Source organism: Pantoea sp. K16, from assembly GCF_048452805.1.
GTDB lineage: Bacteria > Pseudomonadota > Gammaproteobacteria > Enterobacterales > Enterobacteriaceae > Pantoea > Pantoea agglomerans.
The window spans coordinates 207,294-232,371 of the sequence record NZ_JBLWNV010000002.1 but is presented as its reverse complement, the minus strand read 5'-3'; the positions used below and the strand labels follow the sequence as shown (position 1 = coordinate 232,371).

The window sequence follows — 25,078 nt, the reverse complement described above, 5'->3', positions numbered from 1 at the left end:
CATTCCGCGACTCTCTTCTATTTTTCTTTCAACACGATCTTTTTCCTATGACCCACTCCTTCTTTTACTCCATCCCCTGTCCCAAACCCCCTGAAAAACCCATCCATCATCACTATTACCTCTGGCTATAACCTGCCGTTATACCCTCCTGCTAAACAAGCATTCGTCACCTTTCAGAGCGCATGAAATAGTGGTTTCAGAACCTGATCTTTTGGCTGAAACGAGAGACAACATGCTAATCCCACAACCCTATTTACTCTTTCTTGGCGATGTTACCGATCCCCTTGCGGCAAAAACGGCGCGCGGTATTCATATCTGGCGGCCGGAGCAGTGCGTTGGCGAAATTAAACTGCCGGGCTGCACGGTCAGTCTGGGTCTGGATGAACTGGATATTCCCGGCGCCAAAGCGCGCGGAGCGAAAACGCTGGTGCTTGGCACTGCCAATGCCGGGGGCTATCTGCCAGCGCACTGGCTTGAAACGATCAAAGGTGCCATTAAAGCAGGCATGAATGTGGCCAGTGGTCTGCACCATCGGCTGGTAGACGAACCGGAACTGGTGACGCTTGCACAGGCTTCTGGCGTTGAGCTTTTTGACCTGCGTCATATGCGTCCAGCGCTCAATGTGGGCAGCGGTAAGAAGCGTTCAGGTAAGCGGATACTGACCGTGGGTACAGACTGCTCAGTGGGCAAGATGTACACCTCACTGGCGCTGGAAGCGGCGATGCGTGCGCGCGGCCTGAAAGCTGATTTTCGTGCCACGGGGCAGACCGGGATTCTGGTCGCAGGGGAGGGCATCGCTGTCGATGCGGTCATCGCTGATTTTATTGCCGGTGCAGCAGAAGCGCTTTCACCGGCGAATGACGAGGACCACTGGGATATCGTTGAAGGCCAGGGCTCACTGTTCCATCCCTCCTATGCGGGCGTGAGTATGGGGCTGATGCACGGTGCGCAACCACACTGGCTGGTTATGTGCCATGAAATGGGACGACCCCACATGCGTCATTTGCCACACCAGCCCATGGTCAGCCTGCAGGCGTGCGTTGAAGCCAATCTGCGTGCCGCGCAGGTGACCAGTGAGTCCGTTCAGCTGGCTGGCTTTGCTATCAATACCTCCAATTACAGCGAAGAAGAGGCGCTCGCTTATTGCGCCGAAATCAGCGCTGAGTTCGGCTTACCGGCAACGGATCCTGTGCGTTTTGGTATTGATGAGATCGCCGCACTGCTTCAGGAGCGTGGCTGAAATGAGAAAGTTGCAGATTGATGTGGTGGAGCTGCCGCTGGCGCGACCCTTTGCTATCGCACGCGGTACCCGTACCGCCGTGACGGTCATCCGTGTCACGCTGGAGCAGGAGGGATTCATCGGGCAGGGCGAATGTACACCAACGGCTCGCTACGATGAGACGCCGGATAGCGTTAAGGCCATGCTCGAAGCGGTACGCACTGACATTGAGTCGGGCCTCAGCCGTCATGATCTGCAACACCGCTTACTCGCCGCTTCAGCGCGCAACGTGCTGGACTGTGCGCTATGGCGACTTGATGCCGCACGGGCTAATCAAACGCTGTGGCAAAAGAGCACCTGCTCTCAGCCAGAGTCGGTCATTACGGCAGAAACCCTTAGCCTCGATACGCAGGAATGTATGGCTCAGGCGGCGGCGGATGCTGTATCACGTGGCGCCCTCCTGCTCAAAATTAAGCTCGACCGTAATGCGATTCTGGAAAAAGTGGCGGCGATTCGCGCGGCGGCACCGCATGCCACGCTCATTATCGATGCCAATGAAGCCTGGTCGAGTCTGGAACTGGAAAGCCTGCTGGTGGCGCTTAAGGCCTTCAACATCGCGATGGTGGAGCAACCCCTTCCCGCCGGACAGGATCATGACCTGAAACGTTTCAAACATCCCATACCGGTCTGTGCCGATGAGAGTTGCCATACGCGGGCGGATATTGCCGGACTACGCGATCGCTACGAGATGATCAATATCAAGCTGGATAAATGCGGTGGCCTGACTGAAGCGCTGGCGATGGTGGATGAAGCCCGGACGCTCAATATGCGCATTATGGTCGGTTGCATGCTGGGCTCGTCACTGGCCATGGAGGCCGCATTACCCGTCGCGGTTAACGCTGAATTCGTCGATCTGGATGGCCCCATCTGGCTTGCCGCCGACAGTTCTCCTTTCCTGAGCTACTCCCAAGGCCGTATCTGGCTATAACTCTGTGAGGCGACGATGACGGACACACAACGTACTTCCCCTGCAACCCGCGCTGCCTCTGCCTCTCCCGTGCTGGCGATTCAGGATCTCAGCGTGTCGTTTCATGGACGCAGCGGTGAAAATCAGGCACTCAAAGGCATCAGTTTTGCCATTCATCCAGGTGAAATCGTCGCCGTCGTGGGTGAAAGCGGCTCAGGCAAATCTGTCACGTCGCTGGCGGTTATGGGCCTGCTGGCAAATAACGGCCGTGTCGATGGCGGCAGCATGCAGTTCCGCGACCGCAGCGGAAAAATGCATGCGTTAGAAAAGCTGGATGACGCTCAGCGCCGCACGTTGCGTGGCCGTGAAATGGCGATGATCTTTCAGGAGCCCATGACCTCGCTGAATCCGGTGCTGCGCATTGATGATCAACTTACCGAGGCATTACGCGATCATCAACAGTGCGACAGAAAGCAGGCCCATGCGCGGGTGCGTGAATTGCTGCGACAGGTGCGTATCGCCGATGTGGATCGCGTCATGAAAAGCTATCCGCACTCGCTGTCAGGCGGCATGCGGCAGCGTGTGATGATTGCCCAGGCCCTTGCCTGTGACCCACAACTCCTGATTGCCGACGAGCCTACCACAGCGCTGGATGTCACCGTACAGGCGCGCATTCTCCATATTCTGCGTGAGCTGCAACGCGAGAAACAAATGGCGGTGCTGTTTATCACTCATGATATGGGTGTGGTAGCGGAAATCGCCGATCGCGTGGTGGTCATGCTGCGTGGCGAAGTGGTAGAGCAGGGAACCGTGTCTGAGATTTTTGCCGCCCCGCAGCATGCTTATACCAAAGCGTTACTGGCGGCAGTACCAAAACTCGGCGATATGCGGGAACACAGGTGGCCACAACGCTTTCCTCTGCCCGGTGCCCGCGAGGCTGTGCAAGGCGAACAGCATACCGCTCGCTATGACGTGGCGCCGCTGCTGGATGTGCGCGGATTAAAAGTCTATTACCCGATTCGCAGCGGCATCTTATCGAGCCTGACGCATCATGTGCATGCGGTTGAGCAGATTGATTTCAGTCTGTGGCCAGGTGAGACCCTGGCCATCGTGGGTGAAAGCGGCTGCGGCAAATCGACAACCGGACGGGCGCTGATGCGCCTTATCAACAGTGAAGCTGAAAGTATTCACTTTGAAGGAAAGGAAATCTCTGACCTGAAAGAGGCAGAATTCCAGCCGCTCCGCCGTGAAATTCAGATGGTGTTTCAGGATCCCTATGCGTCACTGAATCCCCGCCTGACGGTGGGTTTCACCATTGCCGAGCCGTTGCTGTTACATGGCATGGTCTCTTCGCTTGAACAGGCTTCCCCACAGATAGATGCGCTGCTGAAGAGCGTCGGTCTCCTGCCAGAGCACGCGCGTCGTTATCCGCACGAATTTTCTGGCGGTCAGCGTCAGCGTATTGCTATTGCCCGCGCCATGGCGCTGAAACCGAAAGTGATTATTGCTGATGAAGCGGTATCGGCCCTTGATGTCTCGATTCAGGCGCAGGTGGTCAATCTGATGATGGACCTGCAGCAGCAAACGGGCGTGGCATGGATTTTCATCTCTCACGATATGGCGGTCGTCGAGCGTATTGCTAATCGCGTCGCGGTGATGTACCTCGGCCAGATTGTGGAGCTTGGACCGCGCCAGTCGGTATTTAATCAGCCGCAACACCCCTATACCCAACGTCTGCTGGCCTCCGTGCCGGTAGCGGATCCCGAAAATCGTCAGCCCCGTATTTTCGATGACAGCGAAATCCCCTCGCCGTTGCGTAAGGTGGGTGAAACGGTCACTAAAACCCGATATCGGCAGGTTGCCCCCCAGCACTGGGTAGCTGACGGCATTGCATTGCAATAATCCTTAACGACCAGGAGAATTTATGAAAACGCTGTTTCGCCGTACTTCGCTCGCCCTCGCATTGACGACGACGCTGGTCATGACTGCGCAGGCACAGGATCTGCGCATTTCAATGTATGCCGATATCACGGGGCTGGATCCGCACGACACCTCGGATAATGTCAGCTACTCGGTTCAGAGCGGCATCTTTGAGCGCCTGTTCCAGTTTGATTCCCGGATGAAGCTGCAACCCTGGCTGGCGACCGGTTATACCTCTAATGACAGTGCCACCGAATTTACGCTGACGCTGCGCAAAGGCGTTACCTTCCAGGACGGTACCCCTTTTGATGCAGACGCCGTCAAAGCGAACCTTGATCGTCTGGCAGATCAGAAAAAAGGGCTGAAGCGTAACAGCCTCTACAAAATGATTGATAAGGTCACGGTGCTGGCACCCGACCAGGTAAAAATCGATCTGAATCAGTCGTTCGGTGCCTTTATCAACACCCTGGCGCATCCTTCCGCGGTGATGTGGAGCCCGTCAATTCTTAAGCAATATCCGGACGAAGCGCAGTTGCGACTGCATCCGGTGGGAACCGGTCCGTTTACCTTTGTCGACTGGAAACCAGGCAAAGCCGTTACGCTGGCCAGATATGCAGGTTACTGGCAGCAGGGATGGCCTAAAGTCGACCATGTCATCTTCTCTCCAAGTCCCGAAGATGCGACACGGGTGGCAGCGTTGAAGTCGGGTCAGGTGGACGCCATCTGGCCATTGCCTTCAGACCTCATCGCAGCCGTTCAGCAGGACAGCCACCTCTCCATTCAGCGCGATCCGAGCATTTACCTTTATTACATGGCGATCAACACGCAGCACAAGCCGCTGGCCGATGTTCGGGTGCGTCAGGCGATCAACTATGCGATTGACCGTAATCTGTGGCTGAAAGTGGCCTTTGCCGGTCTGGGCAAACCTGCCACATCCGCGATCCCGGAAGGCGTACAGTTCTATCAAAAACAGGGCGATCCTGATTACGGCTATGCGCCGGATAAGGCCAAAGCCTTGCTGAAAGCGGCGGGTTATCCGGAGGGACTGGATCTTAAGCTCTGGGTGACCAACGCCACGGCCAGCGTCCGTGCCGCTCAGGTGCTGAAAGCGCAACTGGCTACGGCAGGCATTCGTGCCACGGTAACACCGATGGATTCCGGCACGCGCAACGCAAAATTGTGGGGCGTACAGGACCCGAAAAAGGCGGAGTTTGACCTCTATTATGGCGGCTGGTCGACCTCTACAGGGGATGCCGACTGGGCGCTGCGTCCGCTGTTTGCCACCGAGTCCTGGGTTCCGACCTCGTATAACGTCTCCTACTTCAGTAACGCTGATGCAGACAAAGCGATTGCTGCCGGGCTGGCGACGGCCGATCCGGCAAAGCGTGGCATCGCCTATGCACAAGCGCAAAAGGTGTTGTGGAAAGAAGCACCGGTGGCGTTCCTTGGCACGCCAGACAATCTGGTCGGCAAACGCAACACGCTGAGCGGCGTTTCGATGCTGCCTGATGGCAATTTACTGTTCACTCAGGCGTCCTTTAAATAAGACGGTCTCTTCTTCCTCGTCCCCTGTCCGGAACGGATGAGGGACGTGAGGAGGCCAGTCGCACCTCATTTCAGGGAATGGCATGTTTGCATACATCATTCGCCGATTGCTGGAGATGATCCCGGTTTTGCTGGTGGTCTCGTTGCTGGTTTTCGGTTTTATCAAGCTCATGCCGGGCGACCCGGCGCGTATTTATGCCGGACCGGATGCGCCAGTTGAGGCGATCGAAGCGGCGCGTCAGCACCTCGGGCTTAACGATCCGCTGCCGCAGCAGTATTTTCACTGGATCGGCAGCCTGTTGCAGGGCGACCTGGGCACCACTTATCGTACCCAGCAACCGGTGCTGGAGGTGATCAAAGAGGGCTTTATGCCGACGCTGTGGCTCGCCTTAGCGGGTTTTACCTGGTCCGTCATTCTCGGTTTGTTATTCGGCGTGATGGCGGCACTGAAACGTGGAAGATGGCAGGACTGGACGCTGATGAGCGTGGCGGTCGGCGGCATTTCGATGCCAGCCTTCTGGCTGGGGCTGTTGCTCATCCAGTTCGTCGCGATGCCTTTTGGGCTGTTCTCGGTCAGCGGCTTTAACAGGGCCAGCGATATAGTCCTGCCCGCCATCACGCTGGGTTCGTCGGTTGCGGCGGTAATGGCGCGTTTTACCCGCTCGGCCTTTCTTGAGGTGGCGCAGGAAGATTACGTGCGTACCGCCAAAGCCAAAGGGCTGCGTAACCGCCTGGTGACGTGGAAACATGTGATGCGCAATGCGCTCATCCCGGTGATTACCATGCTGGGCTTGCAGTTCGGTTTTCTGCTGGGCGGATCCATCGTGGTGGAGAGTGTTTTCAACTGGCCAGGGTTAGGCTGGTTATTGATTGAGTCGATCAAAGCACAGGATCAGCCGGTCATTCAGGCGCTGGTGATGCTGTTCGTGTTTGAATTTATTGTGATTAATCTGCTGGTCGATCTGCTTTACGCGGTGGTTAATCCGGCCATTCGTCTGCGACAGGAGCCAAAATGAGTATTCAATCGCTGACTGAAAATCCGCCTCAGATTATTCGTTCGCCGTGGCGCGATTTCCTGCATGCTCTTGTGCGGAACCCTCTGGCGCTGGTCTCAGGTGGGTTTGTGCTGCTGTTGATTGTGGTGGCGATTTTTGCGCCCTGGCTGGCGCCCTGGGATCCCATGGCTCCGGACTGGATGGCGTTATCGTCGCCGCCAACGGCGGCACACTGGATGGGGACCGACGAACTCGGGCGCGACCTGCTCAGCCGCATTATCTATGGCGCGCGTATCTCGCTCTATATCGGCGTGCTGTCGGTGACGATCGGCATGCTGGTCGGGGTCATGCTGGGCTTACTGGCGGGCTATTACGGCGGTTGGGTCGATATGCTGATCATGCGCGGTGCCGACGTATTATTCGCGTTTCCCGGTATGCTGCTCGCCATTGCGGTGGTGGCGCTGCTGGGGACGGGTCTGAACAATGTCATCATCGCCGTCGCGGTATTCAGCGTGCCGGTATTTGCCCGCATCGTGCGGGCGTCGACGCTTTCTCTGAAGCAGGCTGCCTATGTTGAAGCCGTGCGCTGTGCCGGTGCACCAGACAGAGTCATTATCCTGCGGCATATTCTGCCCGGCACGCTTTCCAGCGTGATTGTCTATTTCACTATGCGCATTGGCACCAGTATTCTGACCGCCGCGGGCCTGAGTTTTATCGGACTGGGTCCGGAGCCTGACGTGCCTGAATGGGGCAATATTCTGGCGATGAGCCGAAGCATGATGATGGCCGGATCGTGGCACATGAGCGTATTTCCGGGGCTGGCGATCTTTATTACCGTGCTGGCTTTCAATCTGCTTGGGGATGCGCTGCGCGACACGCTCGATCCAAAACTCAAGGGCTGACTATGGATTTCCAACAATTGCAGCGCGATTTGCTACTGAAACGCTGGCGTGATCTGCGTCAGCTCGGACAGCCGCGAAGCGCCTGCGGACCTACTAATCGAATCAGCGATGTTGCGGGCGTGCGTGTCGGACATTGCACGCTGAATGAAGGCGGAAAGCAGACTGGCGTAACCGCTATCGTACCGCCGGGCGACAATCTGTTTCTCACGCCGCTGCCGTGTGGGGTTGAGGTCCTGAACGGCTTTGCGAAACCCGTCGGACTGGTTCAGATAGAGGAGCTTGGCGTGCTTCAGACGCCGATTCTGCTCAGTAACACGCTGGCGGTCGGCACGCTGTTTACCACGCTGGTGCGGGATGCCATCAGTCGTAACCCGGAACTGGGACGAACACTGCCCACGGTCAATCCGCTGGTGCTGGAGTGCAACGATGGCTGGCTGAATGATATCCAGGCGCTGGCCATCACTGAAGCGATGGCGCATGAGGCGCTGCAGACGGCCTCAGCGGACTTCGCGCGCGGCAGCGTCGGCGCGGGGCGCGGGATGAGCTGTTTCAGCCTGAAAGGGGGAATCGGAACCGCCTCGCGGGTGATTCCCTCGCTCAACGCCACGCTTGGTGTGCTGGTGCTGGCCAATTTCGGCGCACTGGAGGCATTAACGCTCGATGGCGTTCGGGCTGGCGAGATGATTGCGCCGCTGCTGGCCGGGGAGACGCCGCAGCTGGATGCCGGTTCTGTCATCATCATCATGGCGACGGATGCACCGCTGGACGCACGTCAGTTAAAGCGCATCGCGAAGCGAGCCGGCGCCGGCCTGGGACGGCTGGGCAGTTACTGGGGCCACGGCTCGGGCGATATTGCGGTGGCGTTTTCAACGCAACCTCTGCCGCAACCGCCACAGGACGACACGCTGGAGCCGCTGCTTGCTGCAGCGGCAGATGCAACTGAACAGGCTGTACTGGATGCTTTGCTGAGCGCTGAGGCTGTTACCGGCTTTCGCGGTCATCATCGCCCCTCACTGACGCAGATTCTGGATAGATTAACGACATGAAAATTTTTATCTCGGCCGACATTGAAGGCATCGCGGGTGTCATGCGCCCGGAGCAATGTACACCCGGTCACCCGGAGCATCAGCTGGCCCGTGGTCTGATGGAGCAGGAAGTGAATGCTGCGATTGAGGGGGCTTTTGCAGGCGGGGCAACGGAAGTGGTGGTGGCAGACAGCCATGCGCAGATGACCAATTTGCGTGCGGAAAATATTGATCCCCGCGCCCGGCTGGTGCAGGGGAAACCCCGTGTCCTGTCGATGGTGGAAGGGATAGAGCAGCAGACGTTCGATGGGCTGTTTCTGGTGGGATTTCACAGCGCAGCAGGTGAACCGGGCGTACTGGCGCATACCATCAACGGCCGGGCATTCTGGCGTATCCATATCAATGGTCTGGTGATGGGCGAAACCGATATTTATGCGGCCGCCGCTGCTGAGCACGGCACGCCATTGCTGCTGGTCACCGGCGACGATCAGTTACAGAGCTGGATAGCGGAACACTACTCAGCAGTCAATTACGTCTGTGTAAAACGCGCCATTTCTCATACCTGCGCGGAATCAATCAGCCCACAAGCGGCACAGCGTGCGATCGCTGCCGCAGCAAGCGCCGCACTGCAACATCCCCCTCAGGTGAGCACGAGCCGCCTGACGGCACCTTACGCTATGCGCCTTCAGGCCACTAAACCGGTGCTGGCCGATCTGTTCAGCCTGATCCCCGGCGTCACGCGTCTGGATGCCGTTACTGTGGCGTATCAGGCCGAGAATATGGAGACGTTAATCAGCTTACTCAGTGCATTCTCTTATCTGGCGAGCACACAGTCGTAGCGAAATTATCCCGGGCTGCATGCAACATCAGCCCGTTAAGCCCGCCGTTCCGGTTCTGCTGAAACCGCGCTGCCAGGCACACGCCTGTAGTGCGGGCTGTGCATGCGCATCTTCCCTCTGACGAGTCAGAATCGTTGCTGGCTTAAATCCGCGCAACCCGTGCTGCTGACCAGCGCTCCTTTTACTGCACCACGGCAGCACGAACCCCGCTCCCTGCAGAGACTTCAGTCAGGCCTGCCGGGTACGGACGGGGGCGAGACAGGCAGCTGAGCCTGCACCGGTTTTGCGGTACAGTTTTTGCAATAGGATAATGATTGCTTTCTCACCCTCCGCCCGGACCTGATCGTACAGCCTGTCGGAGAGGCCTTCGTTTTCGGTATTCCATCCAGGGTAAATAGTCATGCGGCTCCGCCATATAGAGGTCTTTCAGGCCATCGTACAGACCGGCAGCATCAGCGCGGCGGCGCGCTTGCTCAATGTCTCGCAGCCCAATATCAGCCGTGTGCTGAATCATGCTGAACAGCAATTGGGATTTGCGCTGTTTGAGCGACGTATACAGGGAATGAGTGTGACGGCAGAAGGACGACGTCTGCTGCCTGAAATAGACGATCTCTGCCAGCGCCTGCAATCTATCACCCAGCTTACCGAACAGCTGCGGCGGGGCGAAGGGCAATTAGTTCGCGTCGGCGCGGCTCACGCTTTTGGTCAGATGGTGCTGGCGCCCGCATTGGTCACCTGGCGGCAGCAGATGGCCTCGGTCAGTGTCGAACTGGTCACCGAGCACTTTAGTACCTTATGCCAGATGATTCTGGATAATCAGCTCGATTTCGCGCTGGTTTTTGGTCAGCAGGTCGATGCGGATCTTCTGGCTGAACCTCTGTTTCAGTCTTCGATGGTCGCGTTGTTACCGCTCAATCATCCCCGTAATGAACCCGTTACGCTTGCGTGGTTATGCAACAATAATCTACTGATGATGCAGGCTCAGGATCCGCTTGGACGCGTACTTCACCGAGCGCTGCGCGATAAAAAACTGAATCCCGCCGTGTCGTTGTCGATTAAAACCTATTCGGTCATTGCGGATATGGTGCTGGCAGGCGGCGGCACGGGCGTCGTGGATCTCTTCACCGCCTGTCGCTATGCTGAACAGCTAAAGCTGCTACCCATAGCGCAACCCCTGCCGTTTGAAGTGATGCTGATCAGCCGCCGTGACCAGCCACAGTCGCAGTCCACTCTGCAACTTAAGCAGGTGATCCGTAACAGACTGTGGGAGATCGCCCGGCAGTGCGAAGCGCAGTTTATTCGGGGCTGAATAAGTGCCGTGCTTCACCGCTACCCATCCGGCTATTTTGTGAGATGCATCACAAAATTTTTAGAATTTCTTCCTGATTTGAAACCAGGCTCGCTCGCGCATCACTCAACCCTGACGCTGCGGGGTGAGTTGCTCATTTCGCAAGTTATCAACTGACCGGTTAGTGATAACCGGCACAACCTGGCGGAGTGAGAATTATGGATGGAATTAGACGCACACCTTCCCCTGTACATCACGAAACGATTGAAATGCCCACGCGCGGTGGGCCATCAACAACTGAAGTCACTGCTACAACCCCTGCTGCGAGGGCTCGTTCTGCAGAGATTAGCCGTATTACAGCTACTCTGCATAACGCGTGTAAAGGCGGAGAAAACGTGCGTGATTACCTGGCAGGAATCGCTGTCACCCTGCACGATGAATTGCACCAGACGGACGATCAGGTAAAAGATGTCATCAAACTGGCTCACAGCTGCGACACGATGATCATGGCCAAGGCAAAGGGGGCGATTGGAATGACCTATGCCCTTTCCGGTGTACCTGGCGATCTGGTCGGCAAGGGGATAGCTAGCGCAATGAAGCTGGAGCCGGGCACGCCCATGCACAATTTTGTCGCTGGCGTAGCGGGGGGGATGACTGCAGTGGCTTTTAAAGCGGTGCTCACTCGGGTTATCGGTAGCAGCATCCAGGATTCGAGATGGATGCAGGCAGATATGGATGCACTGGAGCCTCTTATGAAAGATGAGGCAGAAAAACGCGAGACATTTGGGCATAAATTAAAAATGACGGCGCTGGGCGGGACGGGCTTTAACGTCCGCAACCCGGTGACGGGTGGAATTTCCAGTGCAACCCAGCTATTACCCGAAAATAAGCCGCGGCCAGAGCCATTGGGGATTATACAGGGTGCGCTCAAGCCGGGTTATGCCATCAACCAGATTGCAGGTTTTGGCCTGACTTCCGCTGCCGGTGCATTGAGTGGAGTTGTGGAAAACTACTACGACAACCTGCATGGCGCGGAGTTTTTATTTGGCCGTAACGACTGGAAGGATCGTTATATGTCGCTGTCCAGCGGGCACACGAATAGTGGCGAGGGGAGCCACTTCGATGCGGTGTGGGAACACGCCAAAGCGCCAAAACGTTGGGTTGAAGGCGTTACAACGCTGAGTGCATTAAGTGCGGTAGCCTCTGAGACGATGGAAGCGCTCGGTTTGGGCATCGGAGCGGGGGCGGCACGTGTGACCAAAGGTGGTGCAGAGAAGCTTTTCACCTCCGGCAAGACAAGTGCGGCAGAGACCGCTTTGGATCTGGCGAACAAATCCGGCTTCCGCGTTTCCCGCGAAAGCATTGGCAATGCGGCGGCCCTGGTGCCAAACGCCTATTCTTACCTGCAACAGGGGGTGTTCGGTCTTCTTTATCAGGAGGCTGAGCGAGCAGTGGCAAACAAGCTGCACCCGAAGCCCGCCGACGCGACAGAAGAGGAAGCCCCGGTGAGTTCAGGGGCGAGAACACCTGAAGGCGCGCCAGCACCCAGCGTGGGTACTGAGGCGAGAACGCCGGAAGGCACGCCAGCACCGAGTGTAGGTACTGAGGCGAGAACCCCGGAAGGCACGCCAGCACCGAGTGTCGGTACCGAGGCGAGAACGCCTGCCGGTACGCCAGCACCCAGCACCGGTACCCGGGCGAAAGGGCCGTCAGAAGAAGGCGAATCGGACAGCGATAGCGTACGTTCGCATAACTCCGGGCCATTACGTAATACCCCGCCTGAGCGTTCATCAGAAATGCGCGCTGCGGGTGATACCTCTGCATGGTGGCACTCGTTCCCGGACCTGGCGAATATCAAAAGCCCACAGCCTGAGAAGTTAACCCAGGCTGACTATGAGGCCATCATCGCCGTCCTTGAAGCTGAAGCAGAGAAGATGAGCGAGCGCATTGCCGAGATGATACCGCTGCCGGACTCCTTACCGACATCATCAGCATCATCAGTGACATCCGGGTCATCTGCGTCATCAGAAGCTGCAGGGCCTGCAGGATCGCCAGAACCTGAAGAAACGAAAAAAGCCTCCTGATACCACACCTTAAAAGCCGCAGCGATGCGGCTTTTTTTTTACGCCGAATTTGCGCTGTCTCACGCGCTGCCCGGAACTCCCGCCTCGCGCTTTCCACTCAATCGTACCCCGGTCATAGCGGGAGAAAGGCGCCAGTCTGGCTGGCGCTAACGATGATGCTTTGTTGAGAGGAGAGAAGAATGAATATCTCGTCAGGTTCGGCTTTCGGGCCGATACAGCCGCAACTGCCTGATTTTAGCGCGCTCGATGAAAAAAATTTAGCCTCGTTTACTCCGCCAGATTCTGGCGCCAGTGGCCAGGCGATTAACTTTGGCAATGATGCCATGAGCGGCACGGATTTCAGTAGTCTCACCGCCACGCCCGACAGTGTGAGCAACCGGGATCCGATGCAGATGCAGGGGCTGATGCAGCAACTGGGGCCGCAAATAGAGGCATTGCTGCAACTGCTATTAATGCTGCAACAGCTCTTCGCTGGTCAGCAGCAAAATAACAGCGCCGGAGCCGGGCGTGGCGGCGGTGCCGATATGCCGGACACCTCAGCAGAAGAGGGGGCTTCGCTCACCGCACCGTTTAATGCCGCGATGCAGCAGCCTGTTAACCCGGCTGAATCCACTTCTGCACAGCAACCGCTAACGGCCAGTACAATGCCACAGCCAGGTACGGCTTCTGATGCTGCACTAAATACGCCTGCCCGGCAGACGCCAGCATCCGGCGGCGTCCCGCTGATAAAAGGCGAGTCGGGGTTACATTTACCTGCCCCGTTACTGGATCATGAGCAGGCGATAATGCGTGCCGCCAAAGAGACTAGCCAGGGGCCTGAAGTGCTGGCAGCGCAAATCTGGCAGGAGTCGCGCGGAAAAACAGAGGCGACCACCGTGAACGGCGGTAATGGCCTTTCCGACAGCGGCCTGATGCAGGTTAATTCCAACACCTTCGCCGATCTGCAAAGCAGATACCCGCATCTGCTGGGGCCAGATGCCAGCCCGTCCAGCCCTGAAGACAGCATCATGGCTGGCGCGCTCTATCTGAAAGAGCAGCGGGAGGCTTTTGGGGGCGATTCCGGTGCCGGGTTGCGAGCTTATAACTCAGGGCCAGGGAATGTGAATGTCAACGATCTGACGGATATCTCGAAAACCGGAACCGGCGATCCGACTTATGTTGGAAAAGTGCTCAACTTTGCCGACATTATCTCCAGCGGCAAAGGCACGTTACCTGCATAACGCGCAAAAAAAGTCCCTGTACCGGGTACAGGGACAAACATGAGCAGCCTCAAAATCAGGCAAACGGCGGCGGTTCGTTCTTGCCTTTCCCCCCGCTATTTTCCACCGCAATCTGTACGGTATCGGTCGCTGCCGTGATGCCCCAGCCAATCGGCCCACGCGCCGCGCTCATTCCACCCTCGGCCAGTCCTTTCAGGCCACCGGTAAAGACTTCGCCCACATTGCGGGCTTCGCCAATATTGTTAAAGAAAGGCGCGGCAACAGATTTGAGAATCGGGATGTTCGACAATATTTTGCCGAACTCACCCATGCCCCACTGGAAGTTGTCTTTATTGGTACCATCCATACGAACGTGCGAATCATTCGTCTCCGGCAACTGTTTATTCTCCGGCAGCATCTTCAGACCCTGTTCGGCGATATCCTTCAGTACACCCGCCTCGGTACCGTGGCGCGCGTCACCATCTTTGGTGATGCCCTCTATTTTGTCGTTAGCTGAGATCTCCTTCCGCTCGCTGCCATCACGCGCATTCAGGCCTTTTATGCTGTTTAACACGCAGGCCATGTTATACGCCGCATCAGCACGACTCTTCGGATCTTTATTGGCATCCGTCCAGTCGCCGAAGCGCTCTTTTAGCTCTGCCTGCTTGATATCTTTCTGGTTGCCAAGGTTTTTCAGCACCGGGTTTTCATCAATGATCTGTTCGGCGCTGCGGTTATCACCCGGTGGACGACCCTTCAGATTCTCCTCCGTCGGCCTGACGCGGATGTCCTTCTCACTGGTTCGCATGCCATCGCCCGGTGCCTGTGGAATATCTTCACCGGATGTTTCGCTGGCAAATAACGCCGTGGGCACCGTCCCTTCTTCAGCGGCTGCCGGATCGACAAGCGCCCCCAATCCAGCCTGCGTTAAAAGCTGATCAAGCTCCCGGATCGGATCGGACAGGCCCGCCAGCGGCGTTCCGCTCCCACCGGAGTAGCTGATGGGGAGATCGCTGCCCGGGACCGGGACCGGGACCGGGAACGCGGAGCCGGGCAGGGGAGTGGATAATGGCAGGTTACCCGGCAGTGGCCTGCCGGGTGAAAAAGCGGGGGTTATTCCCCCCCCGCCAGGTATTGGCATAACCATACAAGCCCCCTGAGTTAGCTTTGCGGATTTTTCTGGGAAGATTGCCCCTCACCGCCGCCCAAAAGCCCCTGCAACAATGAAGAAAGCCCTAACAGGGACAGCAGGTTTTGCATCATTCCGCCCTGTTGCCCCCCATTGTCAGTTGCTCCCTGAGCCGGTGCCTGTGGTGCATTACCGCCAGATTCTCCGCTGTCTGCCCCTTTACCTTTATCTATCCCCATCATCTGCTGGAGCAGTTGCTGAAGCATCTGCATCAGCTGCTCAAGCGGATTGCCGCTGTGATTCGTGCCCTGTGAAGGTGCAGGCGTGCCCGGTTGCTCCGGCTGCTGCGCCTTATTACCGCCGCCCAACAGCTGTTGCAGGCCTGTCAGCATCATAATCTGCTGTAGTAAGCCGCCGCCCGACGGGGCGTCAGGCGAGTTTGCACCGTTTGCCTGGCCGTTTTTCTGACTTCCGCCTGAACCGGTCAGCGAAGCCAGTGTGCTCAGGCCGTCAAAGGCATTACTGGCAAAATTGAGCGGGCCTGTTTTCGCATTATTGAGAAAAGGTAACGACGATTTTCCGGGCTGATCGGGTAAGTCAGGTTTACCTGACGGACTGCCCCCCGTCTTGCCTGGCATATTTGCCGGAGGCATATCGATTTTGTTCGCGTTTGTAGCCCCACCACCAAATCCTGGAATCTTCATGAATTTATTCCTCAGAGTTAATAAGTCAGCGATTGATTGGGCAGCAACAGCGGTAACATTTTGCAATCCTGATTACTGCCGATTGCACAATTTTACCGTTCAGGCTGATGCTACCTCGCACTGTGAGTGGTAGTTGTCCCGTGATGGTTCCACTAAAAATGTTCCCTTTGTGATGCGGGTTCAGATTTATAAAAATCCAGCGGCACCGCCATTAAGAAATTATCATTCTGTTTTTGAAGGTTTTTCTGTGAGTCCTGTAGGGTAATCCTTACCGGTTGAGCGTCTATCCCTACAAGATAATAATCCTGGACTGATAGCGGGGATGACCTGATTGGGTGAGAGTGAGGCCGCGGTAAATTTGTAATTCTTTGCATCAGGCTCTGCTTCCAGAACATCCACAAGTGCTGAACGAGCAGCGCGCCTCATGTAAGGCGCGCTTATGCGAAGCTAATGGAGAATGTATGGTTCGTCTTTACAGGACACAGTCAGGCCACGGGACTGTCGATGAGGAGAGTGAGGATAACGTCTTACGCCAGGTTGATTCCCGCCCGGATGCGGCGGCGGGTTACCCGGAGCCCGTAACCGATATCCATACTCATCTGTATAAGATTTTAAATACGATTGCACCGTTAAACATAGATGTCTTAATCGAGGGAGAAACGGGTACAGGGAAAGATGCACTGGCCCAGCGGCTGTATCAACTTTCCGGCTGTCGTGGCCCGATGGTGCCGGTCAACTGTGCGGCCATCCCGGAGACACTTGCCGAAAGCGAGCTGTTTGGGGTCATGGCCGGGGCGTTCACCGGCGCAAGCAGTTCCCGTGCCGGGTATATTGAGAGTGCTAATCACGGCGTGCTGTTTCTGGATGAAATAGACAGTATGCCGCTCACGATGCAGGCTAAGCTGCTGCGTGTACTGGAAAATCGCGCGGTAGAGCGACTGGGCAGCACCAAAAGTATCGGGCTGGATCTGCGGGTGGTCGTCGCCTCGCAAATTCCACTGGCGCAGCTGGTGGCTCAGGGCCGTTTTCGTCGGGATCTCTTCTTTCGCCTCGACACAATTAAAATTGCCACGCCAACCGTGCGATCACGGCCGGAACTGATTTTGCCCATGTTTCGCCAGTTTACGCAGGAGGCGGCGCTGCGTCTGAATCAGCCTCTGCCGGCAGGATCGCTCGCGCTTGATGAGACCCTGCTGCTGCATAGCTGGCCGGGAAATATCCGCGAGCTGAAAGCGGCGGCAGAACGCTTTGTGCTGGGCTTACCGCCGCTGTGCTGTGAGATAAAGCAGGAAGGGCGCGTGTTATTAAAAGACAGAATGCGGCGCATTGAGCGCAGCCTGATCCACGACTGCCTGAACCGGCACGACAATCGTATCGATGATGTCATTCTTGAGTTAGGAATTCCCAGGCGCACCCTTTATCACCGCCTGAAGCTGTTAAAACTTACCGCCTGACATATCACCCACCTCTCTTGCCGTGGGCCAGCAGGCTTAATCTGCATAAATATTTTCTTTGCGATGGAACCGGATAGCTTCATTGATTACTTAATGAATGCAACACCCAACTACAACCTATCATCAACGCGAGGAATGACTATGTCAGGTGCTAGCTTACTTTCCAACGGGATCACCAACGCAGCTTCTGCTTACACTCAGGTTGCCGGTGCTTACAACGGTGCGAAATATATGGTCCGTTCGCAACAGGCGATGGACAAGATGCAGGAAAACCAGGCCGATAAAATGGATCGCGATGTAGAGTTCCAGCGCATTAACGGCATCGCCGAAAGTAATGCGCAGGCCGCGTCAGCCGCAGCCCAGGTCAAAATTCAGTACTAATCGACTCCGGCAGGGAGGTGTTTTTTTGTCTCCCTGCTCTCTAATCCCACAGGAGTTTTACTGATGAAAGTCTCTCAATCTTCCTTGCTCACTTCAGAACCGGTTCCGTCAGTCGAAATGTACCAGGAAGCACCGTCGGCGGAAGATATTCAATGGTTTAATGCAAAGCTTAATGGCCCTGCGCCTGACAGCAGCCAGATGAGCTCTTCAGAGCCTGGCGTGGTCGGCAATATTCTGCAATCGCTGAGCGGCAACCAGCGTGCGCAAAAAGAAGCCTTTAACGATCTCAGAGTCGCTTCGCGGTCATCCAGTGCGGAAGATTTCTCCCGCGCCAATGCGCAGCTCTCTGATTACTATATCGAGAGTCTGATGAACGCCAAAGTGATTGCCAAAACCGTTCAGTCAGTCGATAAACTCAGCAACCTGCAGTGAATCTTATGAATGGCGCTGTCATTAAATGCTTCTGTGCTCTGTGCCTGGCGCTGCTGCTTACCGGCTGCGGTGATCAGACTCAGTTGCACAGCGGACTGTCAGAAAACGATGCCAACGATGTGGTGGCAGAACTGAGCCGCTTTAAGATTGAGGCGGAAAAACAGGTTTCTAAAGAGGGGGTTAGCGTTAGCGTCGCGCGCAGTGACATTGAGCGGGCGGTGAATATCCTCAATGCCGCCGGACTGCCTCATCAGGCGCGAACCAGCCTTGGCGCGGTTTTTCAGAAAAGTGGTGTTATCTCCAGTCCGCTGGAGGAGCGCGCCCGCTATATCTATGCGCTGTCACAGGAGGTAGAAGCGACACTGTCACAAATTGATGGCGTCGTGGTGGCGCGTGTGCATGTCGTATTGCCCGAGCGTATCGCCCCCGGCGAGCCGGTTCAGCCCGCTTCCGCCTCGGTATTTATCAAATATCATGAAAACCTCGATCCGGACAGTATCGAACCGCGCATTCGCCGGCTGGTGGCAACCAGCATTCCGGGGCTGGGCGGGCGCGATGACCGCGATCTGGCGATTGTCTTTGTCCCGGCGAAAGCCTGGCAGGATAAAATTGAAATGGTGCAGCTGGGGCCGTTTCAGCTTAGCCCGGAACGCTACGGGATGGTTAAGATAGTTACAACATGCCTGGGAGTGCTGCTGCTGTTACTGGTGGCAAATGCATTCATCCGTCAGGCTCTGAGTCGTAAGCGCCTGGCTGCACAGGCGAAGTGATTGATTATGCTCAACGTTGCGCCTGATGAGGAAATTACCCTGCGCTGGTTACGCTGGTGGCACGCTGACTTTTGGTTACAGGCTGATGAAAGCTGGTGCACCCAGCCACTGGCCCGTTTATCTGCGCCTTTGCAGAGGCACTATCTCCGCCAGCATGCCTCGTGCTGGCACCACACACTGGGTGTACCAGGCGAACTGGTCGCGCCGGAGCCGATGGTGCTGGCCATCAGCGACTTAAGCTGCGAACAGCGCGCGCAACTGTTGATTTTAGTCGCGGAAATTTGCGCCGGAGCCATGCCGCTACCCGCAGAGCTAAAGATCTGGTTGCGGCGTCTGGCGAAAGGAATGCGCATTGAGTGCTGGCTGCCCGCCGGGCTTTTCACTACTGGCGGCAGCGCCGACAGCCTCTGTCTGCTGCAGGCGTTATTTCCGGCTATCTGGCCGCGCCTGCGGCTACTCTTCCCTGTAAGCGACGCGCCGGTAAACCCGGCACTTTCACTGCCTGGCCATCGTTTGCGTCCTTTATGGGAAACGGCGCTCTGGCAGGTACAACAACATTCGGGAGAGACGCGCGATGTGGAAACTTAAAAGCCTGCATCTGCAGGGCGGCAGCGCCCCACCGGGTAATGTGCTGCGCCGCGAGGAAATTGCGCTCAGGCTTGAAGCGGCTTCCATTATCGAGCTGGCCCATAAACAGGCGCAAACGATCCGCGAGCAGGCACGCGCCGAGGCACAGGCCGAAATGGCGGCCAGCCAGCGCGAAGGGGAAGCCCGGTTCTGGCAGCAGGCGCAGACGCTCTTTGCGGAGTGGCAGGAACAGCGTGCAGCCGAAGAGACGCAGCTGGTGTTGCTCGCTGGAAAGGTTCTGAACGAGGCACTGCAACACCTGCTCGATGAGGTGGATGATGAGCGCCGTTTTCACGCGTTGCTCAGACAGTTGTTGCGTCACTATCCGCGTCAGCAGCAGGCGACGCTGTATTGCGCCAGTGGGCAGGAGCAGGAGATTAACGGCTGGCTGGTCGCGCAGCCGCAGCTTCGCTGGACGCTGTGCGCCGACCCGGCGCTTGAGCCAGATCGCTTGCGGCTTATTACCGACGCAGGCGAGCTGATGGTTAACTGGCGGACGCTGTACCAGCAGCTCGCGCCAGCGCTGGCAGAAGAGAATGCATAAAAAAAGCAAAAACAGTGGAACTGCTTCGCTTGTCGCGCCACTTAACAGGGGTGTCCAACAAGAGGAGTCAACATCATGAGTTCCAGCGATCTGTTACAGCGTCAGTTATCTTCCAACTCAAACCGCAAACATCATGAAGCCTATCAGTTTGCCCGCGATGTTTCGGGCGAATCGTTCAGCATTGCGGATATGTATGCTTTCCAGAATCGCCTGCAGGATATGTCCAACGCCAGCTGGGCAAGTTCGCAATACACCCAGTTCAGGTTTGGCATCCGTAAAGCGATCATCGACGCTGTTAACTAAGCCCCTGTCATCAAGGAGTCAGGCGTGTTTACGTTTTCTTTTCCGGGCCGCCTGCTGGCGGCCATTACCCTGCTGCTACTGAGTATGGGCATCACAAACGCTCGTGTACCGGATGAGTGGAAGAATGGTGCGTATGCCTATTCGGCAGATAATACCCCGCTTAATATTATTCTTGACGATTTTGCCAGCAGCTTTGGTGTTGAGGTCAATCTTGGCACGCTGGGCGACAGCAATGTCACCGGTAAACTGCGCGCAGACAGCCCGGAAGCGTTCCTTAATCGCCTGGCGCTTGAGTATCGCTTTCAGTGGTTTGTCTACAACAACACGCTCTACGTCAGCCCGCAGGCAGCGCAAACTTCCCAGCGTATTGAGATTTCCCCGGAAGCCGCGCCGGATCTGAAAGAGGCGCTGCGCGGTGTCGGCCTGCTGGAACCCCGCTTCGGCTGGGGCGAACTGCCGGATGAAGGCGTGGTATTGGTGACCGGTCCGCCGGAGTATGTGCGCCAGATAACGGAATTTGCCCGTAAATCGGAAAGCAAACCTGAAGCCGGGGCCAATAAAGATATGATGGCATTCCCGCTGCGTTATGCGGCCGTGGCGGATCGCACCATTCGCTATCGCGATCAGGAGCTGCTGGTGCCGGGGGTGGCCACCATTCTGAATGAACTGCTGGGTCAGTCCAGCAACGCCTCTTCCGGAAAAGTGTCATCAGGCCAGGGAGAGGATGAACAGGTATCACGTGAACAGTCGCAAAGTGTTTTAAACGAGCTGATTAATCGCAATATGCCGGCCTCCGGACGTAAAAAGGCGCCTGTCAGCAGTCTGGCGGGTAAAGTATCAGCGGATGTGCGTAACAACCTGCTGCTGGTGCGTGACGATCCGAAAACCCGGGACGCTTATCAGGCATTAATTAACGCCATTGATGTTCCGCAAAAGCTGATCGAAATTGATGCAGTGATTGTCGATATCGACCGCAGCGCGCTGAAACGCTTCTCCAGCAACCTGGCCGGTCAGTTTGGCAGTGTCGCCAGCGGCGCCAATATGCTCTCCGGTGCCAGTACACTGTTTGTGACCGATTTCCAGCGATTTTTTGCCAGTATCGAAGCGATGGAGGGGGAAGGGACGGCATCCATTATCGCTAACCCCACTATCCTCACGCTGGAGAATCAGCCCGCGGTGATTGATTTCAGCGATACTGCCTTTATACGCGCCATTGGCGAGAGGGTGGCGGATATTCAGTCTGTCACCGCAGGCACCAGCCTGCGGGTGACGCCACGCGCAATCACCACTTCACAAAAATCGGCTATCCAGCTCATTGTTGATGTGGAAGATGGCAAGCTCAATAAAGATGATGAGGGCGATGCGCAGGGAACCCATAACGCAGCGGTCAGCACCCAGGCGCTGGTGGAGGCGCGACGCTCGCTGGTTCTGGGCGGGTTCCATTCCAAAGAGACGGGCGACCGTGAGCGACGCATCCCGATCCTCGGCAGTATTCCGCTGATCGGCAAGCTCTTTACCTCAACGCGCTATGAGACCTCCCAGCGTGAGCGGCTGTTTATTATTACGCCGCATTTAATTGGTGACCAGGTCGATCCGACCCGGTATATCGCTGCCGAGTCGCGCGAACAGCTGAATAGCGCGATGGATGAGGTGACTAATCGTCATAAGTACACCGACGTCAAAGGGATGGTGGAAGGCGCGATGCGCGACCTGGCGCTGAACCGCGTGCCAGCGGGGATGACCAGCGGTGGCACGGGCCAGACGCTTTCCTCCCTGTGCCGCATTTCGGGCGCTTTCGGGAGCGATTTCCGTCGCCATCAGTGGTACGGCAATAGCAGCGTACAAATAACCGTTGGGGTGATCACCAACAACACCCAGCAGACGCAGCGTTTTGATGAGAGTCTGTGCCGCAGCGACCGCACGCTGGCGGTAGCGGTCTGGCCGCGTGGAGAACTGCGTCCGGGTGAATCGGCGGAGGTATTCGTCGCATTTGATAGCAATGCTCCGTCACGTCCTTCTCGCGCTTCGCTGCTCTCTTCAGCAGGCGGTGCACCGGCCAAAAACCTCTACTGAGCTGATAAGGAAAAAGCATGTTAGTGAGAATAATTGTGCTTACCGCCGCCGCGCTGGTGCTGAGTGCCTGCGCGCGGCCGCAGGGCGGATGTAATGACGTGGGCTGTCGCCCCTCTTCAGACCTGCATAACCTGACCATCTGGTGGCAACCACAACTGCGTAATGGCCCGAACGACTACACGCGGATAACGGTAGATAACTAATCACGTTTCGGCAGTCCCAGGCCCCGGCTGATCGACGGGGCCATATTTTAATGAGAATCGACCATAGCTATTCACCTTCCGTTTCCGGGAAGCCTGCGTGCGGCGCACTCTTTGCCCGCATGCCAGTGCTGGTAATGCTATTCCATTACGTCAGTTTTCCTGCAGCAGACCGCAGGCGGCTCTGTTATCAGCAACCGCTTGCCGGTTTCACCCCGGCGACTTTTAGCGCTTTAATACTGGCTTTTATTCAGCAGGCACGTGAGATGCAGATGTGACTGCCTGATAATATAGTGCGGAGTTACCCTCCGCACTATTCTTCCCGAATCTCAATCACCTCATCCAGATAGTGATCCTCCAGCTCCCGCAGCAGACGATAGACGTGCGCGACGGCATTTAACGTTTCGCGTGGAACATAAGCCCCTTCGCGCGTGGTGCGCCACAGAGTGCGGGTCAGCCAGATAAAGCGGATAACCGGTCTCTTTTTACGCTGCGCCTCTTCAATTAATGCCCGCGCCTCTTCATCGCAAGCCTTGAACAGCAGACGCGGCAGCGGCGTTTCATCCGGGCGATAATAGAGACCGACGGCAAAATGGGTGGGATTAACCAGCAACACATCCGCGTCTTCCACGTTAATCTCACGGGCAGGCAGCGGCTCTTCATTCAGGATCTCCTGAGCCAGCTGACGGCGGTGGCCTTTCATATGCGGATCGCCTTCGCTCTGCTTAAATTCGTTTTTGATATCTTCATGACTCATACGCTGCTGTTTGAGGAAGAAATAGCGCTGAATACCAAAATCGAACAGGCTGATTATTAGCATCACCATCAGCACCCGACGTGACACCTTCATAAACAGCGCCATCACCCCCTGCCAGAAACCGTTGAGATCGCCAAGCGCCAGCTGAGCAAGGCCACCGAGGTCCGGCATGATCGCCTGCCATACCACCAGGCCTATCACCACCGCTTTAAAGATGCTGGTCAAAAGCTGGGTAAACTGGCGGGCGGAAAACATATTCTTCAGATGATTAAACGGGTTAAGCGCATCCGGTTTCGGTGCCAGCGCTTCGGTGGAGAAGAGTGGGCCGAACTGCACCCAGCCGCCCACCACCCGCAGCAGCATGGCAATGGCGCACGCGATGCCCACCAGTACCAGCATTACGGTGACGCTATCACTTATTACTTCCTCCATCGCGTGATCGAATGGGTCGCGCAGACGCGTTAACGGCAGCAGCATCATCGCCTGCAACCGCTGCATCCCGGTATCCACCATAGCAAACAGGGTCTCAAGGATACCGATTGAGATAAGCAGCTTAGGGATATCCTGGCTCTGGCTGACCTGGCCTTTTTTGCGCGACTCTCTGAGTTTTTGCGGTGTAGCGTCTTCGGTTTTTTCGCTCATGGCGCGCTCCCGGCTGAAGGGGCAAATATCTGCGACAGGACAGGGATAAGATCGCGCAGTTCATACAACCGCGCATTACCCAGATGGTCCAGCAGTGGCAGATAGAGGATAAAAAACAACATGCCGAGCAGGCATTTCAACGGAATTGTCAGGGCAGTCGCCTGTAGCTGTGGGCTATAGAGACTCATCACACCGATGGCAAAATCGAGCAGCAGCATCAGCGCCACCGGCGGCCCGGCATAAAGAACCATATCGCTGAAGATTTTCCCCAAAAGCGTAAGCCAGACGTGAAAACCCGCCTCTGCGGGGAAAGGTATCCACTGGGTGGCGGACCAAAGATGATAGCTGTCCCAGATCACCTGGGTGATGGTCGATAATCCCAGCCCTGTGACCAGCAGCAATATCAGCACCTGCTGCATTAACTTACCCAGAGGCGTCACATCCGGCCCCAGCTGGGGGTTAATTTGTCCACCCATTAAGGCACCCCGCTGGTTATCGAATAACGCACCAACAGACTCATACAGCCAGAAAGGCAACGCCAGCAACAATCCGAGCAGGGTGCCTATCATCAACTCTTTGAGTACCAGCCCTGCCAGCGCCATCATTGTCGGCTCAAGCACATCAATTTGTTCTTTGATGCCTGGGGCGATAAACAGCGCCAGCGCCACAGCAATGGCGGTTCGCAGCAGCCCTTTTATGACGCTAAAAGAGAATATCGGTGTCAGTAACAGGCAGGGAAAGATGCGCGCCATGCCAAGTCCCAGCGCGAGGATTGCATGAAACGTATCGGTGAGTGGGTAACCTGTCAGCATCAGGAACTGACCGTTGACATCATCGCAAACGCCGCCTGCGCCAGCTCCATCAGTTCAACACCGACCCAGCGCCCGGTAAGCGCCAGCGTCAGGCCGACCGCGATAAGTTTGATGCAGAACGGCAGGGTCTGATCCTGCAACTGCATCGCGGCCTGTACCAGTGAAATAATTACCCCGGAGATCACTGCCACCAGCAGCGGCGGCGCGGAGAGGATAACCACCAGCAATAACCCCTGGCGAAACAGCGTCAGAATATCCATGATGACC

At 56.5% G+C, this 25,078-nt stretch carries 25 protein-coding genes; 20 read left to right on the top strand and 5 right to left on the bottom strand.

The genetic code is table 11. The features are described 5' to 3' along the window. The first annotated feature begins 232 nt into the window (after window positions 1-232). From dgcN to ACK13D_RS03720, 11 genes are all read left to right on the top strand, one after another. Complete coding sequence (dgcN, locus tag ACK13D_RS03770) at window positions 233-1,240, top strand: N-acetyltransferase DgcN (RefSeq protein WP_158149382.1); 1,008 nt, start codon at window positions 233-235, stop codon at window positions 1,238-1,240. A 1-nt stretch (window position 1,241) separates the two neighbouring features. After that, window positions 1,242-2,207, top strand: coding sequence for an N-acetyl-D-Glu racemase DgcA (gene dgcA, locus ACK13D_RS03765; protein ID WP_418795734.1), 966 nt, complete (start codon window positions 1,242-1,244; stop codon window positions 2,205-2,207). Window positions 2,208-2,222: 15 nt separating this feature from the next. Beyond that, window positions 2,223-4,088, top strand: a complete 1,866-nt coding sequence (locus ACK13D_RS03760) for an ABC transporter ATP-binding protein (protein WP_331843132.1) — start codon at window positions 2,223-2,225, stop codon at window positions 4,086-4,088. Window positions 4,089-4,110: 22 nt separating this feature from the next. Continuing rightward, window positions 4,111-5,652 carry a glutathione ABC transporter substrate-binding protein gene (locus ACK13D_RS03755; protein ID WP_256844193.1) on the top strand — a complete coding sequence of 514 codons (1,542 nt, stop codon included), beginning with the start codon at window positions 4,111-4,113 and terminating at the stop codon, window positions 5,650-5,652. Between the two features lie 82 nt (window positions 5,653-5,734). After that, window positions 5,735-6,667: an ABC transporter permease gene (locus ACK13D_RS03750; RefSeq protein ID WP_010245963.1), complete on the top strand. Its 933-nt coding sequence runs from the start codon at window positions 5,735-5,737 to the stop codon at window positions 6,665-6,667. Further along, the gene (locus ACK13D_RS03745; protein WP_010669958.1) at window positions 6,664-7,548 is read left to right on the top strand and encodes an ABC transporter permease subunit; all 885 of its coding nucleotides are present in this window, start codon (window positions 6,664-6,666) and stop codon (window positions 7,546-7,548) included. Before ACK13D_RS03750 ends, ACK13D_RS03745 begins: the two co-directional genes overlap by 4 nt. 2 nt (window positions 7,549-7,550) lie before the next feature. Then, window positions 7,551-8,594: a DmpA family aminopeptidase gene (locus ACK13D_RS03740; protein ID WP_418795731.1), complete on the top strand. Its 1,044-nt coding sequence runs from the start codon at window positions 7,551-7,553 to the stop codon at window positions 8,592-8,594. Beyond that, window positions 8,591-9,412 (top strand): M55 family metallopeptidase, encoded by an 822-nt coding sequence (locus ACK13D_RS03735; RefSeq protein WP_010669960.1) that lies wholly within the window; start codon window positions 8,591-8,593, stop codon window positions 9,410-9,412. Before ACK13D_RS03740 ends, ACK13D_RS03735 begins: the two co-directional genes overlap by 4 nt. A 400-nt stretch (window positions 9,413-9,812) precedes the next feature. Beyond that, entirely contained in the window at window positions 9,813-10,721 is a 909-nt protein-coding gene (locus ACK13D_RS03730) for a LysR family transcriptional regulator (protein WP_010669961.1), read from the top strand. A 374-nt stretch (window positions 10,722-11,095) separates the two neighbouring features. Then, on the top strand, window positions 11,096-12,784 hold the full coding sequence (locus ACK13D_RS03725; RefSeq protein WP_418795728.1) for a hypothetical protein: 1,689 nt from the start codon (window positions 11,096-11,098) through the stop codon (window positions 12,782-12,784). A 179-nt stretch (window positions 12,785-12,963) separates the two neighbouring features. Then, on the top strand, window positions 12,964-14,004 hold the full coding sequence (locus ACK13D_RS03720; RefSeq protein ID WP_418795726.1) for a transglycosylase SLT domain-containing protein: 1,041 nt from the start codon (window positions 12,964-12,966) through the stop codon (window positions 14,002-14,004). A 55-nt stretch (window positions 14,005-14,059) separates the two neighbouring features. Here the strand turns inward: ACK13D_RS03720 and ACK13D_RS03715 are convergent, their stop codons facing one another. Continuing rightward, complete coding sequence (locus ACK13D_RS03715) at window positions 14,060-15,130, bottom strand: hypothetical protein (protein WP_418795725.1); 1,071 nt, start codon at window positions 15,128-15,130, stop codon at window positions 14,060-14,062. Window positions 15,131-15,144: 14 nt separating this feature from the next. Next, window positions 15,145-15,816 carry a hypothetical protein gene (locus ACK13D_RS03710; RefSeq protein ID WP_010669965.1) on the bottom strand — a complete coding sequence of 224 codons (672 nt, stop codon included), beginning with the start codon at window positions 15,814-15,816 and terminating at the stop codon, window positions 15,145-15,147. Window positions 15,817-16,277: 461 nt separating this feature from the next. On the opposite strand from ACK13D_RS03710, the gene ACK13D_RS03705 reads away from it, so the two are divergent. The 9 genes from ACK13D_RS03705 to hrpT all read left to right on the top strand — a co-directional run bounded on the left by ACK13D_RS03705 (window position 16,278) and on the right by hrpT (window position 22,603). Continuing rightward, complete coding sequence (locus tag ACK13D_RS03705; RefSeq protein WP_124889899.1) at window positions 16,278-17,270, top strand: sigma 54-interacting transcriptional regulator; 993 nt, start codon at window positions 16,278-16,280, stop codon at window positions 17,268-17,270. 141 nt (window positions 17,271-17,411) lie between these two features. Further along, window positions 17,412-17,651, top strand: coding sequence for a hypothetical protein (locus ACK13D_RS03700; protein ID WP_010245940.1), 240 nt, complete (start codon window positions 17,412-17,414; stop codon window positions 17,649-17,651). Between the two features lie 63 nt (window positions 17,652-17,714). Beyond that, window positions 17,715-18,083 carry an EscI/YscI/HrpB family type III secretion system inner rod protein gene (locus ACK13D_RS03695; RefSeq protein ID WP_010669966.1) on the top strand — a complete coding sequence of 123 codons (369 nt, stop codon included), beginning with the start codon at window positions 17,715-17,717 and terminating at the stop codon, window positions 18,081-18,083. Between the two features lie 5 nt (window positions 18,084-18,088). Continuing rightward, the gene (sctJ, locus tag ACK13D_RS03690; protein ID WP_010245936.1) at window positions 18,089-18,853 is read left to right on the top strand and encodes a type III secretion system inner membrane ring lipoprotein SctJ; all 765 of its coding nucleotides are present in this window, start codon (window positions 18,089-18,091) and stop codon (window positions 18,851-18,853) included. A gap of 6 nt (window positions 18,854-18,859) precedes the next feature. Continuing rightward, window positions 18,860-19,441, top strand: coding sequence for a serine kinase (locus ACK13D_RS03685; RefSeq protein ID WP_418795798.1), 582 nt, complete (start codon window positions 18,860-18,862; stop codon window positions 19,439-19,441). Beyond that, window positions 19,428-20,024 (top strand): type III secretion system stator protein SctL, encoded by a 597-nt coding sequence (sctL, locus tag ACK13D_RS03680; RefSeq protein ID WP_418795724.1) that lies wholly within the window; start codon window positions 19,428-19,430, stop codon window positions 20,022-20,024. Before ACK13D_RS03685 ends, sctL begins: the two co-directional genes overlap by 14 nt. 75 nt (window positions 20,025-20,099) lie before the next feature. Beyond that, window positions 20,100-20,327: a hypothetical protein gene (locus tag ACK13D_RS03675; protein WP_010245930.1), complete on the top strand. Its 228-nt coding sequence runs from the start codon at window positions 20,100-20,102 to the stop codon at window positions 20,325-20,327. 24 nt (window positions 20,328-20,351) lie between these two features. Continuing rightward, complete coding sequence (gene sctC / locus ACK13D_RS03670; protein ID WP_167432920.1) at window positions 20,352-22,400, top strand: type III secretion system outer membrane ring subunit SctC; 2,049 nt, start codon at window positions 20,352-20,354, stop codon at window positions 22,398-22,400. A gap of 17 nt (window positions 22,401-22,417) precedes the next feature. Beyond that, window positions 22,418-22,603, top strand: coding sequence for an HrpT family type III secretion system protein (gene hrpT, locus ACK13D_RS03665; RefSeq protein ID WP_010669971.1), 186 nt, complete (start codon window positions 22,418-22,420; stop codon window positions 22,601-22,603). A gap of 310 nt (window positions 22,604-22,913) precedes the next feature. Here the strand turns inward: hrpT and sctU are convergent, their stop codons facing one another. Genes sctU through sctS form a run of 3 tightly spaced genes read right to left on the bottom strand, consistent with a single transcriptional unit; the run spans window position 22,914 to window position 25,071 of the window. Beyond that, on the bottom strand, window positions 22,914-23,999 hold the full coding sequence (sctU, locus tag ACK13D_RS03660) for a type III secretion system export apparatus subunit SctU (RefSeq protein ID WP_010245922.1): 1,086 nt from the start codon (window positions 23,997-23,999) through the stop codon (window positions 22,914-22,916). Next, window positions 23,996-24,811 carry a type III secretion system export apparatus subunit SctT gene (gene sctT / locus ACK13D_RS03655; protein ID WP_010245919.1) on the bottom strand — a complete coding sequence of 272 codons (816 nt, stop codon included), beginning with the start codon at window positions 24,809-24,811 and terminating at the stop codon, window positions 23,996-23,998. The genes sctU and sctT overlap by 4 nt, the downstream gene beginning before the upstream one ends. Beyond that, window positions 24,811-25,071, bottom strand: coding sequence for a type III secretion system export apparatus subunit SctS (gene sctS, locus ACK13D_RS03650; RefSeq protein WP_010245915.1), 261 nt, complete (start codon window positions 25,069-25,071; stop codon window positions 24,811-24,813). Before sctS ends, sctT begins: the two co-directional genes overlap by 1 nt. Window positions 25,072-25,078: the final 7 nt, after the last annotated feature.